Annotated in this window: 9 protein-coding genes and 4 tRNA genes; all 13 read right to left on the reverse strand. The window is 60.7% G+C overall.

What is annotated here, in order from left to right; all coding sequences use genetic code 11:
* Nucleotides 1–206: 206 nt before the first annotated feature.
* The 13 genes from rpoC to V8683_RS25265 all read right to left on the reverse strand — a co-directional run bounded on the left by rpoC (nucleotide 207) and on the right by V8683_RS25265 (nucleotide 14,228).
* The gene (gene rpoC, locus V8683_RS25205) at nucleotides 207–4,457 is read right to left on the reverse strand and encodes a DNA-directed RNA polymerase subunit beta' (RefSeq protein WP_411188254.1); all 4,251 of its coding nucleotides are present in this window, start codon (nucleotides 4,455–4,457) and stop codon (nucleotides 207–209) included.
* Nucleotides 4,458–4,478: 21 nt separating this feature from the next.
* Nucleotides 4,479–8,585 (reverse strand): DNA-directed RNA polymerase subunit beta, encoded by a 4,107-nt coding sequence (rpoB, locus tag V8683_RS25210; RefSeq protein ID WP_411188253.1) that lies wholly within the window; start codon nucleotides 8,583–8,585, stop codon nucleotides 4,479–4,481.
* 376 nt (nucleotides 8,586–8,961) lie between these two features.
* Nucleotides 8,962–9,339 (reverse strand): 50S ribosomal protein L7/L12, encoded by a 378-nt coding sequence (gene rplL / locus V8683_RS25215; protein ID WP_027797948.1) that lies wholly within the window; start codon nucleotides 9,337–9,339, stop codon nucleotides 8,962–8,964.
* A gap of 78 nt (nucleotides 9,340–9,417) precedes the next feature.
* On the reverse strand, nucleotides 9,418–9,915 hold the full coding sequence (gene rplJ / locus V8683_RS25220) for a 50S ribosomal protein L10 (RefSeq protein WP_028229635.1): 498 nt from the start codon (nucleotides 9,913–9,915) through the stop codon (nucleotides 9,418–9,420).
* A 312-nt stretch (nucleotides 9,916–10,227) separates the two neighbouring features.
* Nucleotides 10,228–10,923, reverse strand: coding sequence for a 50S ribosomal protein L1 (gene rplA, locus V8683_RS25225; RefSeq protein WP_411188252.1), 696 nt, complete (start codon nucleotides 10,921–10,923; stop codon nucleotides 10,228–10,230).
* Nucleotides 10,924–11,355 carry a 50S ribosomal protein L11 gene (gene rplK / locus V8683_RS25230; RefSeq protein ID WP_027797945.1) on the reverse strand — a complete coding sequence of 144 codons (432 nt, stop codon included), beginning with the start codon at nucleotides 11,353–11,355 and terminating at the stop codon, nucleotides 10,924–10,926.
* A gap of 165 nt (nucleotides 11,356–11,520) precedes the next feature.
* Entirely contained in the window at nucleotides 11,521–12,078 is a 558-nt protein-coding gene (nusG, locus tag V8683_RS25235; RefSeq protein WP_027797944.1) for a transcription termination/antitermination protein NusG, read from the reverse strand.
* Between the two features lies 1 nt (nucleotide 12,079).
* A complete protein-coding gene (secE, locus tag V8683_RS25240) occupies nucleotides 12,080–12,460 on the reverse strand; it encodes a preprotein translocase subunit SecE (protein WP_411188251.1) in 381 nt (126 codons plus the stop codon).
* A 38-nt stretch (nucleotides 12,461–12,498) separates the two neighbouring features.
* Nucleotides 12,499–12,574, reverse strand: a tRNA-Trp gene (locus tag V8683_RS25245).
* A gap of 63 nt (nucleotides 12,575–12,637) precedes the next feature.
* Complete coding sequence (gene tuf / locus V8683_RS25250; protein WP_411188250.1) at nucleotides 12,638–13,828, reverse strand: elongation factor Tu; 1,191 nt, start codon at nucleotides 13,826–13,828, stop codon at nucleotides 12,638–12,640.
* 92 nt (nucleotides 13,829–13,920) lie between these two features.
* A tRNA-Thr gene (locus V8683_RS25255) sits at nucleotides 13,921–13,995 on the reverse strand.
* A gap of 16 nt (nucleotides 13,996–14,011) precedes the next feature.
* Nucleotides 14,012–14,085 (reverse strand) — tRNA-Gly (locus V8683_RS25260).
* Nucleotides 14,086–14,142: 57 nt separating this feature from the next.
* Nucleotides 14,143–14,228: transfer RNA gene (locus tag V8683_RS25265), tRNA-Tyr, on the reverse strand.
* Between the last annotated feature and the right edge of the window lie 153 nt (nucleotides 14,229–14,381).

The raw sequence follows: 14,381 nt of genomic DNA on the forward strand, positions 1-14,381 counted from the left end.
GTGGCGCGCTACGTTAGCACGCTGCACTCCGGCACGCAGCGCGCCGCGCCGACACTGCGGCACGAGGCCGCAGGCGCGAGCGCAACATGTACCGCACCGCCGGCGCGCCAGCGCCAAATAAAAAAGCCGTCCGGTCGAAACCAGACGGCTTTGCGACGCCATCGCGGCGAAGTTTCGGCAAGAGGCGGCTGACGCCGCCCCGCTGCTTACTCGTCCGTCGTATGCGGCTGCTGCGGCTCCTCGACAGCCGGGGTTTCCGGCGTGCCGAAGTCGAACGCTTCTTCCGCTGCGATCTGGTCGAAACGCTCGCGATCCGACGATTCCTTCGCACGGCGCGCCTTGTGGAACGCGAGACCCGTACCGGCCGGAATCAGACGGCCGACGATCACGTTTTCCTTCAGGCCACGCAGATCGTCGCGCTTGCCCATGATCGCCGCTTCGGTCAGCACGCGGGTCGTTTCCTGGAACGACGCCGCCGAGATGAACGAGTCGGTCGAGAGCGAAGCCTTCGTGATACCGAGCAGCACGTTCTCGTACGTTGCCGGACGCTTGTCTTCCGCGTTCATCTTGTCGTTTTCGTCGAGCATGTCCGACCGCTCGACCTGTTCGCCAGGAATGAAACGCGTATCGCCGTTGTCGGTGATCTGCACGCGGCGCAGCATCTGACGCACGATCACTTCGATGTGCTTGTCGTTGATCTTCACGCCCTGCAGACGGTACACGTCCTGCACTTCGTCCACGATGTAGCGCGACAGCGCCTCGATACCCTGCAGACGCAGGATGTCGTGCGGATCGGCCGGGCCGTCCACGATCATTTCGCCCTTGTTGACGACCTGACCGTCGTGGACCAGCACCTGCTTTTCCTTCGCGATCAGGAACTCGTGCTGATTGCCTTCGAGGTCCGTGATGACGAGACGCTGCTTGCCCTTCGTGTCCTTGCCGAACGACGTCGTACCCGTGACTTCCGCCAGGATACCTGCGTCCTTCGGCGAACGTGCTTCGAACAGTTCCGCCACACGCGGCAGACCACCGGTAATGTCACGCGTCTTCTGCGCTTCGGTCGGGATACGTGCGAGCACTTCACCCACCTGAACCTGCTGACCGTCCTTCACGGTGATCAGCGCGCCCACCTGGAAGCCGATCTGCACCGAATGCTCCGTGCCCGGAATCTTCACTTCGTCGCCGTTCGCGTCGATCAGCTTGACCTGCGGACGCACGCTCTTCGAAGCCTGCGAACCGCGGCGCTTCACGTCGATCACGACGAGGGTCGACAGACCCGTGACGTCGTCGATCTGCTTCGCCACGGTCACGCCTTCCTCGACGTTTTCGAACTTCACCGTGCCACCGTACTCGGTGATGATCGGACGCGTGAGCGGATCCCACGTTGCGAGCTGCGCGCCGGCCTTGATCTGCGCACCGTCGAGCTGCAGCAGCGTCGCGCCGTACGGCACCTTGTGACGCTCGCGCTCGCGGCCGTGATCGTCGGCAATGATGGCTTCGCCCGAACGCGAGATGACGATCTGCTCGCCCTTCGCATTCGTGACGTAACGCATCGTCACCGTGAAGCGGACCGTACCGTTCGACTTGGCTTCCACCGACGAAGCCACCGCCGCACGCGACGCCGCGCCACCGATGTGGAACGTACGCATCGTGAGCTGCGTGCCCGGTTCGCCGATCGACTGTGCCGCGATCACGCCGACGGCTTCGCCGACGTTCACGCGCGAGCCGCGGCCGAGGTCGCGGCCGTAGCACGCTGCGCACAGGCCATAGCGCGTTTCGCAGGTGAGCGGCGTGCGCACGCGCACTTCGTCGATGCCGAGACGCTCGATCTCTTCGACCGAATCTTCGTCCAGCAGCGAGCCCGCTTCGTACAGCGTTTCCTGCGTTTCCGGATTGACGACGTCCGCCACCGCGACGCGGCCGAGAATACGGTCGCGCAGCGCTTCGACGACTTCACCGCCTTCCACGAGCGCCTTCATCGCCACGCCGTTCGACGTGCCGCAATCGTCCTCGACGACCACGAGATCCTGCGTCACGTCGACGAGACGACGCGTCAGGTAACCCGAGTTCGCGGTCTTCAGTGCCGTATCAGCCAGACCCTTACGTGCGCCGTGGGTCGAGATGAAGTACTGCAACACGTTCAAACCTTCGCGGAAGTTCGCGGTAATCGGCGTTTCGATAATCGAGCCGTCCGGCTTCGCCATCAGGCCACGCATACCCGCCAACTGACGGATCTGGACCGCGGAACCCCGCGCGCCCGAGTCGGCCATCATGTAGATCGAGTTGAACGATTCCTGACGCGTTTCCTTGCCGTCGCGGTCCACCACCGGTTCCGTCGCGAGCTGCTCCATCATCGCCTTGCCGACCGCTTCCGACGTTGCCGACCAGATGTCGACCACGTTGTTGTAGCGTTCCTGCGCGGTGACGAGACCCGACATGTACTGACGGTCGTACTCCTTCACCTTCTTTGCGGCGTCGCCGACAATGGTTTCCTTCTGCGGCGGCACGAGCATGTCGTCCACGCAGATCGAAATACCGGCGCGCGTAGCAAGACGGAAGCCCGACTGCATCAGCTGGTCGGCGAAGATCACCGTTTCGCGCAGACCGCACTTGCGGAACGCGGTGTTGATCAGACGCGAGATTTCCTTCTTCTTCAGCGGCTTGTTCAGCACCGTGAACGGCAGGCCCGGCGGCAGGATTTCCGACAGGATCGAGCGGCCGACCGTGGTCGCATACAGCGAGATCTTCGGCACGAACGCGGGTGCGCCTTCCGACTTGTCCTCGTTGTGGACCATTTCGGTAATACGCACGTTGACGCGCGAAGCCAGCTCGACTTCCTTGTTCTCGTACGCGCGGAGCACTTCCGACACGCCCGTGAACGTCATGCCTTCGCCCTTGCCGTTGACCGCTTCACGCGTGGCGTAGTACAGGCCCAGCACGATATCCTGCGACGGCACGATCGACGGATCGCCGTTGGCCGGGAACAGGACGTTGTTCGACGCAAGCATGAGCGTGCGCGCTTCCATCTGCGCTTCGAGCGACAGCGGAACGTGAACGGCCATCTGGTCACCGTCGAAGTCGGCGTTGAACGCCGCGCAAACGAGCGGGTGCAGCTGGATTGCCTTACCTTCGATCAGCACCGGCTCGAAAGCCTGGATACCGAGACGGTGAAGAGTAGGCGCACGGTTCAGCATGACCGGATGCTCGCGGATCACCTCTTCGAGGATGTCCCACACCACCGCCGTCTGGTTCTCGACTTCCTTCTTCGCCGCCTTGATGGTCGTGGCAACACCCATCGTTTCCAGCTTGTTGAAGATGAACGGCTTGAAGAGTTCGAGCGCCATCAGCTTCGGCAGACCGCACTGGTGCAGCTTGAGCGTCGGACCCACCACGATGACCGAACGGCCCGAGTAGTCCACGCGCTTGCCCAGCAGGTTCTGGCGGAAGCGGCCGCCCTTACCCTTGATCATGTCGGCGAGCGACTTGAGCGGACGCTTGTTCGCGCCCGTCATCGCCTTGCCGCGACGACCGTTGTCGAGCAGCGAGTCAACCGCTTCCTGGAGCATCCGCTTTTCGTTGCGGACGATGATCTCCGGCGCCTTGAGCTCGAGCAGACGCTTCAGACGGTTGTTGCGGTTGATGACGCGGCGATACAGATCGTTCAGGTCCGAGGTCGCGAAACGGCCGCCGTCGAGCGGCACGAGCGGACGCAGTTCCGGCGGCAGCACCGGCAGCACTTCGAGCACCATCCATTCGGGCTTGATGCCCGAACGCTGGAAGGCCTCGAGCACCTTCAGGCGCTTCGCGTACTTCTTGATCTTCGCTTCCGAGCCGGTGTTCTTCAGCTCCGTGCGCAGCGTCTCGACCTGCTCGTCGATGTTGATCGCGCGCAGCAGCTCGCGCACGCCTTCCGCGCCCATTTCGGCACGGAATTCGTCGCCGTATTCCTCGACCTTGTTGTAGTAATCCTCTTCGGTCATGATCTGACGCGCCTTCAGCGGCGTCATGCCCGGTTCGATCACCACGTACGCTTCGAAGTACAGCACGCGCTCGATGTCGCGCAGCGTCATGTCGAGCACCATGCCCAGACGCGACGGCAGCGACTTCAGGAACCAGATGTGCGCGACCGGCGAGGCCAGTTCGATGTGGCCCATGCGTTCGCGGCGCACCTTCGCCAGCGTGACTTCCACGCCGCACTTCTCGCAGATCACGCCACGGTGCTTCAGGCGCTTGTACTTGCCGCACAGGCACTCGTAGTCCTTGATCGGCCCGAAGATCTTCGCGCAGAACAGACCATCGCGTTCCGGCTTGAACGTCCGGTAGTTGATGGTCTCCGGCTTCTTCACTTCACCGAACGACCACGAGCGGATCTTGTCCGGCGAGGCCAGACCGATCTTGATCGCGTCGAAAACTTCTTCTTGTTGGACTTGCTTGAATAGATCGAGCAGAGCTTTCATTGCCTTCTCTCCGTAGTCCGATTAGTTGCGGTCGAGGTCGATGTCGATACCGAGCGAGCGGATTTCCTTCACCAGCACATTGAAGGATTCCGGCATGCCCGCGTCGATCACGTGGTCGCCCTTGACAAGGTTCTCGTACACCTTCGTCCGGCCCGTCACGTCGTCGGACTTCACCGTCAACATTTCCTGCAGCACATACGAAGCGCCATACGCTTCGAGCGCCCACACTTCCATTTCACCGAAACGCTGGCCACCGAACTGCGCCTTACCACCCAGCGGCTGCTGCGTGACGAGCGAGTACGGACCCGTCGAACGCGCGTGCATCTTGTCGTCGACAAGGTGGTGCAGCTTCAGGTAGTGCATGTAGCCCACGGTGACCGTACGCTCGAAGGCTTCACCCGTGCGGCCGTCGTACAGACGCACCTGGTTCTTCGACTTCGTCATGCCGAGGTTCTGCGCGATATCGTCCGGATAGGCGAGATCGAGCATCTTCGACATTTCTTCTTCGGTCGCACCGTCGAACACCGGCGTCGCGAACGGCACGCCTTCACGCAGATTCCGCGCGAGTTCGAGAATCTCGTCGTCGCTGAAGCTGTCCAGATCTTCCGCGTGACCCGACTCGTTGTAGATCTTCGTGAGGAACGCGCGCACTTCCGCGATCTTCGTCTGACGCTGCAGCATTTCGCCGATACGCCAGCCAAGACCCTTCGCGGCCCAGCCGAGATGCACTTCGAGAACCTGACCCACGTTCATCCGTGACGGCACGCCGAGCGGGTTCAGCACGACGTCGGCCGGACGGCCATCAGCCATGTACGGCATGTCTTCGATCGGAACGATCTTCGACACGACACCCTTGTTACCGTGACGGCCGGCCATCTTGTCGCCAGGCTGCAGACGGCGCTTCACCGCGAGGTACACCTTGACCATCTTCAGCACGCCCGGCGGCAGTTCGTCGCCTTGCGTGAGCTTCTTGCGCTTCTCTTCGAACGCGAGGTCGAACTGGTGGCGCTTCTCTTCGATCGAGTTCTTGATCGCTTCAAGCTGGGCCGCGGCTTCTTCGTCGGCGAGGCGGATGTCGAACCAGTGGTAGTGGTCGAGATCGCTCAGATAAGCCTGATCGATCTTCGTGCCCTTCGCGAGCTTCTTCGGACCGCCGTTCGCCACCTTGCCGTCGAGCATGCGCGCGAGACGCTGGAACGCGTCGCCTTCCACGATGCGCAACTGGTCGTTCAGGTCGAGGCGATAGCGCTTCAGTTCATCGTCGATGATCTGTTGCGCACGCTTGTCGCGCTGGATGCCTTCACGCGTGAACACCTGCACGTCGATGACCGTGCCGCTCATGCCCGAGGGCACGCGCAGCGACGTATCCTTCACGTCCGAAGCCTTCTCGCCAAAGATCGCTCGCAGCAGCTTTTCTTCCGGCGTGAGCTGGGTTTCGCCCTTCGGCGTGACCTTGCCCACGAGCACGTCGCCCGCTTCGACTTCCGCGCCGATGTACACGATGCCCGACTCGTCGAGACGGCCAAGCTGCACTTCCGCGAGGTTCGAAATGTCGCGCGTGATTTCTTCCGGTCCGAGCTTCGTGTCGCGCGCAACGACATTCAGTTCTTCGATGTGGATCGACGTGTAGCGATCGTCCGCAACCACCTTCTCCGAGATCAGGATCGAGTCTTCGAAGTTGTAGCCATTCCACGGCATGAACGCGATCAGCATGTTCTGGCCGAGCGCGAGCTCGCCCAGATCGGTCGATGCGCCGTCAGCCAGCACGTCGCCGCGCGCAACCTTGTCGCCCATCTTCACGATCGGACGCTGGTTGATGTTCGTGTTCTGGTTCGAACGCGTGTACTTGATGAGGTTGTAAATGTCCACGCCGACTTCACCGGCGACGGCTTCATCATCGTTCACGCGAATCACGATACGGCCTGCGTCGACGTAATCGACCACGCCACCACGCAGCGCCTGAACCGTCGTGCCCGAGTCAACCGCAACCGTACGCTCGATGCCCGTACCGACGACCGGCTTTTCCGGACGCAGGCAAGGCACGGCCTGACGCTGCATGTTCGAACCCATCAGTGCACGGTTCGCGTCGTCGTGCTCGAGGAACGGAATCAGCGAAGCTGCAACCGAGACGATCTGCGACGGCGCCACGTCCATGTACTGGATGCGGTCCGGCGTGACCATCAGCGTTTCGCCGGCTTCACGCGACGAGACGAGTTCGTCGGTCAGCGTACCGTCGTCGGCCACTGCCGCGTTCGCCTGAGCGATCACGTAACGGCCTTCTTCGATTGCCGACAGATAGTCGATCTGGTCGGTCACCTTGCCGTCCGCGACCTTGCGATACGGCGTTTCGAGGAAGCCGTATTCGTTCAGGTGAGCGTACAGAGCGAGCGAGTTGATCAGACCAATGTTCGGACCTTCCGGCGTCTCGATCGGGCACACACGGCCATAGTGGGTCGGGTGCACGTCGCGGACTTCGAAGCCTGCGCGCTCACGCGTCAGACCGCCCGGGCCCAGTGCGGAAACACGACGCTTGTGCGTGATTTCCGAGAGCGGGTTGGTCTGGTCCATGAACTGCGAGAGCTGCGACGAACCGAAGAACTCGCGAATCGCCGACGAAATCGGCTTCGAGTTGATCAGGTCGTGCGGCATCAGGTTTTCGCTTTCGGCCTGGCCGAGGCGTTCCTTCACTGCACGCTCGACACGCACGAGACCCGCGCGGAACTGATTTTCCGCGAGTTCGCCCACGCAACGCACACGACGGTTGCCGAGGTGGTCGATGTCGTCCACTTCGCCCTTGCCGTTGCGCAGTTCGACGAGGATCTTGATCGTCGCGAGAATGTCGTCATCCTGCAGCGTCATCGGGCCGACGATTTCGTCGCGGCCGACACGGCGGTTGAACTTCATACGACCCACCTTCGAGAGGTCGTACGCTTCTTCGCTGTAGAACAGACGATTGAACAGGGCCTCGACCGCTTCTTCGGTCGGCGGCTCGCCCGGACGCATCATGCGGTAGATCGCGATGCGCGCAGCCGTTTGATCGGCGGTTTCATCGATACGCAGCGTCGACGAGATGTACGGCCCCTGGTCCAGATCGTTCGTGTAGAGCGTCTGGATGTCCTTGATCTTCGCTTCGCGCAGCTTGTCGAGCACGCTTTCGGTGATTTCGTCGTTCGCGTTCGCGATCACTTCGCCCGTGTCGCCGTCGACGACGTTCTTCGCGAGAACGCGGCCGAGCAGATAATCTTCGGGGACCGAAATGAACGTCGTCTTCGCGTTTTCGAGGTCGCGGATGTGCTTCGCGTTGATCCGCTTGTCCTTCTGGACGATGACCTTGCCTTCGCGATCGCTAATGTCGAAGCGCGCAACTTCGCCGCGCAGACGCTCCGGCACGAACTCCATCTGCGCGCCTTCCGGCATCAGCGTGAAGTTGTCGAACACGAAGAAGTTCGCGAGGATCTGTTCCGGCGTGAGGCCGATGGCCTTCAGCAGGATCGTGACCGGCATCTTGCGGCGACGGTCGACGCGGAAGTACAGCACGTCCTTCGGATCGAACTCGAAATCGAGCCACGAGCCGCGGTAAGGAATGATACGGGCCGAGAAGAGCAGCTTGCCCGAGCTGTGCGTCTTGCCCTTGTCGTGTTCGAAGAACACGCCAGGCGAACGGTGTAGCTGCGAGACGATGACACGCTCGGTACCGTTGATGACGAACGAGCCCGTCGGCGTCATAAGCGGAATTTCGCCCATGTACACTTCCTGCTCCTTCACTTCCTTGACGACCGGCTTGCTCGGCGATTCCTTGTCGAGCAGGACGAGACGCACCTTGGCGCGCAGCGCCGAGCAGTACGTCAGGCCACGCTGCTGGCATTCCTTGATGTTGAATGCCGGCGGCGACAGCATGTAGCTGACGAACTCTAGACGAGCAAAGCCGTTATGGGAAACAATAGGAAAAACGGACGTAAACGCAGCCTGCAGACCTTCCGGTTTGCGTTGTACGGTCGGCGTTTCTGCTTGCAGAAACGTGCTGAATGATTCAAGCTGGGTAGCCAGCAGGAAAGGAACCTGGTGAACGATGGGGCGCTTCGCGAAACTCTTGCGAATACGCTTCTTCTCGGTGAAGGAATATTGCATACGATCTCCGAATCACGGCGGGTAGGACGACCCGAGTGTTCACCGACTGAGACCCGATGGCTGCGCGAGCCCTGGAAGCTTGGTGGTTGGCCTCTACCAACCGCTGGCTGACGGCAACGGATTTCGGCTTGTCATAACTTGCCCGCTGCCCGACCAAACTTGCCTTCTGCAGTCGCTTCAGAAGACAAAGAGAAGCGTCGTGCGCCTGGATAGTGCCCTTGCAGCTTGCACCCGGCGAAAGACGTTTTTCTTTGGCTTCTGGGTTCCGCATCCTGCCTCCGACTCCTGAAAAATCGAACACAAAAACGCAGAATCCACAAAGCACAAAAAGGCCGGCGGTGTAAAAACCGCCAGCCTTCGCACAGCGCGCTGAAACTTACTTGATTTCAGCCTTCGCGCCGGCTTCTTCCAGCTTCTTCTTCGCTTCTTCAGCAGCGGCCTTGGGCACCGCTTCCTTCACGGGCTTCGGTGCACCGTCGACCAGATCCTTCGCTTCCTTCAGGCCGAGACCCGTCAGTTCGCGAACGGCCTTGATGACCGACACCTTGTTTGCGCCTGCTTCAAGCAGGTTGACCGTGAATTCGGTCTGCTCTTCAGCAGCTGCAGCTGCACCAGCGCCGCCTGCCGGGCCAGCGACTGCCACAGCAGCTGCCGACACGCCAAACTTCTCTTCGAAAGCCTTGACCAGTTCGTTCAGTTCGAGAACCGACATCGAGCCAACGGCTTCGAGGATGTCTTCTTTTGCGATTGCCATTTGAAATTACTCCAGATTTGAATTCGGAAACAGCTAGCGATCCTTCTCGCTTGCCTGTGTTCGTTCGCTGACCTGAAATCAGGCAGCTTCTGCTTGCTTCTTTTCCGCCAGCGCGGCCAGGGCGCGCGCCATACCGGAAACCGGAGCTTGCATAACGAACAGCAGCTTCGAGAGCAGTTCTTCGCGGCTCGGGATGCTGGCCAGCGCTTGCACGCCTGCCTTGTCCATCACCTTGCCTTCGTAGGAACCGGCCTTGATGATCAACTTGTCATTGCCTTTGGCGAAGTCATTGACGACCTTCGCTGCAGCAATGGCATCTTCCGAGATGCCGTAGATCAGGGGACCAGTCATCTGCTCTGCCAGCGGAGCAAACGGGGTACCTTCAACGGCGCGACGCGCCAGCGTGTTCTTCAACACGCGGAGGTACACCTGCTGCTCGCGCGCTTTCGCGCGCAGCTTGGTCAGATCGCCAACCGCGATTCCACGATACTCGGCCAACACGACGGTCTGAGCCTTCGCGACTTGCGCGGAGACTTCAGCGACGACGGCCTGCTTACCTTCTTTGTTCAGTGGCACGGTTAACCTCCAGATTCGACACCCAACGCTTTCACGCCAGATGCCGCATTCAACAACGGCGACCGACCAGTCCGGAGTAACTCAGTTTGCGTTTGTGGACGTTGCCGCCCGCTCCCGCTCGCTACAGCACTTCAAAACCTTTTCGGGTTCGCCATCTGCGTTGGCTTTGCATTAAGGAAACACCCAACTGCTGCATTTCCGCCAACGGTCTTTGACAACCGGTTGCACGATGCGAGACTGCCAGCGCACAACCGCCCAAAGCCCTTTAAATCCGCGCTGCGACCCTTTTGGGACCGCAGCGCGGCAAAACTATTACGCTGCGAGCGACGACTGATCGACGCGAACGCCGACGCCCATCGTGCTCGAAACTGCGATCTTGCGCAGGTACACGCCCTTGCTCGTCGCCGGCTTTGCCTTGGTCAGGGCGTCGAGGAGCGCGTCCAGGTTGCTGCGCAGCGCTGCCGGCTCAAACGATGCACGGCCAATGGTCGCGTGGATGATACCGGCCTTGTCGACACGGAACTGCACCTGACCCGCCTTCGCGTTCTTGACCGCGGTGGCGACGTCCGGCGTCACGGTGCCGACCTTCGGGTTCGGCATCAGGCCGCGCGGGCCGAGGATTTGACCGAGCGTACCGACGACGCGCATCGTGTCCGGCGAAGCGATCACGATGTCGAAGTTCAGATTGCCACCCTTGATCTGCTCGGCGAGGTCTTCCATGCCGACGATTTCGGCGCCGGCTGCGCGAGCTTGTTCAGCCTTTTCACCTTGCGCGAACACGGCAACGCGAACCGACTTGCCGGTGCCTGCGGGCAGCACGACCGAGCCGCGAACGACCTGGTCCGACTTCTTCGCATCGATGCCGAGCTGGACCGCGACGTCGACCGACTCGTCGAACTTCGCCGTGGCGCATTCCTTCACGAGCGACAGTGCGTCGGCGATCGGGTACAGCTTCTGGCTGTCGACCTTGGCAGCGAGTGCCTTTTGACGCTTCGAAACCTTAGCCATTTACACGCCCTCCACGACGATGCCCATCGAGCGGGCGCTACCAGCGATCGTGCGGACCGCTGCGTCCATATCCGCTGCCGTAAGATCCGGCATCTTGGTCTTGGCGATTTCTTCAGCCTGAGCGCGCGTGATCGTGGCGACCTTGTCGGTGTGCGGCTTGGCCGAACCCTTGTCGACCTTCGCTGCCTTCTTGATCAGAACCGTAGCCGGCGGCGTCTTCAGGATGAACGTGAAGCTCTTGTCCGCGAATGCCGTGATAACGACCGGCACCGGCAGCCCCGGCTCCATCGCTTGAGTCTGCGCGTTGAACGCCTTGCAGAACTCCATGATGTTCAGACCGCGCTGGCCCAGTGCGGGACCGACCGGCGGCGACGGGTTGGCTTTACCTGCAGGAATCTGCAGCTTGATAAAGCCGATGATTTTCTTTGCCATGTTGAAAACCTCGTTGGAACGCGTAAGCGTTCAGGTGAGTGATAGCGCGCTTTCGTCCGGCGTACTACCGCTGCTGGACTACTGACGCTCCTCTACGGCCATAACGCGGACCGTAAGCGCGAAAGAACGGGCCGCATCCGTAGACGCGACCCGTTGGAATTCGATTTACAGCTTTTCGACCTGGCCGAATTCGAGTTCGACCGGTGTGGCACGACCGAAAATGGTGACGGAAACCCGAACGCGCGATTTTTCGTAGTTCACTTCTTCGACGCTGCCATTGAAGTCCGTGAACGGACCGTCCTTCACACGAACCATCTCGCCGACTTCAAACAGGGTCTTGGGACGCGGCTTCTCCACGCCCTCCTGCATCTGCGACATGATCTTTTCGACTTCGCGCGGCGAAATCGGGCTCGGGCGATTACGTGCCCCGCCGACGAAACCGGTCACCTTCGCCGTGTTCTTCACGAGGTGCCACGTTTCGTCCGTCATTTCCATCTCGACCAGAACATAGCCCGGGAAGAAACGACGTTCGGTCACCGATTTGTGACCACCCTTTACCTCGACGACTTCTTCAGTCGGGACGAGGATCTGGCCAAACTTGTCCTGCATGCCGGCACGGTCGATGCGCTCTTGAAGCGCACGTTGCACGCTCTTCTCCATGCCGGAGTAGGCGTGCACGACGTACCAACGTTTTCCGCTCGGGGATGCCGGTGTATCGCTCATATCATTTCCAACCCAGAATCGCCGAGAAAATCACCCATTCGATGGATTTGTCGCAAATCCACAGAAAGATGGCCATGGCCAGCACAAAGCCGAAGACCACAAGCGTTGTCTGCGTGGCCTCTTTGCGGGTCGGCCAGACGACCTTGCGAACTTCTTTGTACGAGTCTTTGGCAAACGCGATGAAGCTCTTGCCGGGCGCCGAGAGAAGACCGACTACCACCCCCGCGATGACGCCAACTGCCAGTACGGCACCGCGGACATACCACTCCTGGCTACCGAGCCAGTAGAACCCTACGAACCCGGCCAACACCAACAATACGCCCGCCGCAAGCATCAGCTTGTCGCTGGAAGTATTAACAGTTTCGACGGAAGGATTCGCCATAACACCTTAAAGAACAACGCGCTTAAGGCGCGATACGTTGGCAGGGGCAGAGGGAATCGAACCCCCAACCTTCGGTTTTGGAGACCGACGCTCTGCCAGTTGAGCTATACCCCTAAACCATTTTGGGGTTGGCGGCTTCGCCAACCCCGGAAACAACCGGTCAACGAGCTAACTGGCTTACTCGATAACCTTGGCGACGACACCTGCGCCGACGGTACGGCCACCTTCGCGGATCGCGAAGCGCAGACCTTCTTCCATCGCGATCGGCGCAATCAGCTTCACCGTGATCGACACGTTGTCGCCCGGCATCACCATTTCCTTGTCCTTCGGCAGCTCGATCGAGCCCGTCACGTCCGTCGTACGGAAGTAGAACTGCGGACGGTAGTTGTTGAAGAACGGCGTGTGACGGCCGCCTTCGTCCTTGCTCAGCACGTACACTTCGGCCGTGAAGTGCGTGTGCGGCGTGATCGAACCCGGCTTCGCCAGCACCTGGCCACGCTCCACGTCTTCACGCTTCGTGCCGCGCAGCAGGATACCCACGTTGTCGCCCGCCTGACCCTGGTCGAGCAGCTTGCGGAACATTTCCACGCCCGTGCAGGTCGTCTTCACCGTCGGCTTGATACCGACAATCTCGATTTCCTCGCCAACCTTCACCACGCCGCGCTCGATACGACCCGTCACCACCGTGCCGCGACCCGAGATCGAGAACACGTCTTCCACCGGCATCAGGAACGCACCGTCAACCGCGCGCTCCGGCGTCGGGATGTACGTGTCCAGCGCGTCGGCCAGGTTCATGATCGCCACTTCGCCCAGCTCGCCCGTGTCGCCTTCCAGCGCCAGCTTCGCCGAACCCTTGATGATCGGCGTGTCGTCGCCCGGGAAGTCGTACTTCGACAGAAGTTCGCGCACTTCCATTTCGACCAGCTCGAGCAGCTCCGCGTCGTCCACCATGTCGCACTTGTTCAGGAACACGATGATGTACGGCACGCCAACCTGGCGGGCCAGCAGGATGTGCTCACGCGTCTGCGGCATCGGGCCGTCGGCGGCCGAGCACACCAGGATCGCGCCGTCCATCTGCGCGGCACCCGTGATCATGTTCTTCACATAGTCGGCGTGGCCCGGGCAGTCAACGTGCGCGTAGTGGCGGTTCGCCGTTTCGTACTCGACGTGCGCCGTGTTGATGGTAATACCACGGGCCTTTTCTTCCGGCGCCGCGTCGATCTGGTCGTACGCCTTGGCTTCGCCACCGAACTTCTTGGTCAGAACCGTCGTGATCGCTGCCGTCAGCGTGGTCTTGCCGTGGTCAACGTGACCGATCGTGCCCACGTTCACGTGCGGCTTCGTCCGCTCAAACTTACCCTTGGCCATATTCGACTCCTAAGAGGATTTTCCGTACGTTGCGCGGGGCGCGCAAACAATCACTGGTCTTGCTGGTGCAGACTGATACCGCTGTGTCCAACTGGTGCCCATGGGCAGGATCGAACTGCCGACCTCTCCCTTACCAAGGGAGTGCTCTACCACTGAGCCACATGGGCATTTACTTCACTTTGCTGGAGCGGGTGAAGGGAATCGAACCCTCGTCGTAAGCTTGGAAGGCTTCTGCTCTACCATTGAGCTACACCCGCGAGGTTCGCCGATTTTGTCGGCTAACGCCGATTCCCGACACTACTTCAGCTGAATTCTGGTGGAGGAGGTTGGATTCGAACCAACGTAGGCGTAAGCCAACAGATTTACAGTCTGCCCCCTTTAGCCACTCGGGCACCCCTCCGCAGAGAGCTGATGATTATGGGGGAACATCCGCTAAGTGTCAAGCACTTTGTTCGGAGCAGAACCCACAACGCTCTCACTTATAGGGCTAGAACAAAAGCAAAAACCCCGGCTTGTGAGGGCCGGGGTTCTGCTGGATAAGGAGCCTGACGAT

The organism is Paraburkholderia sp. AV2 (assembly GCF_054968425.1).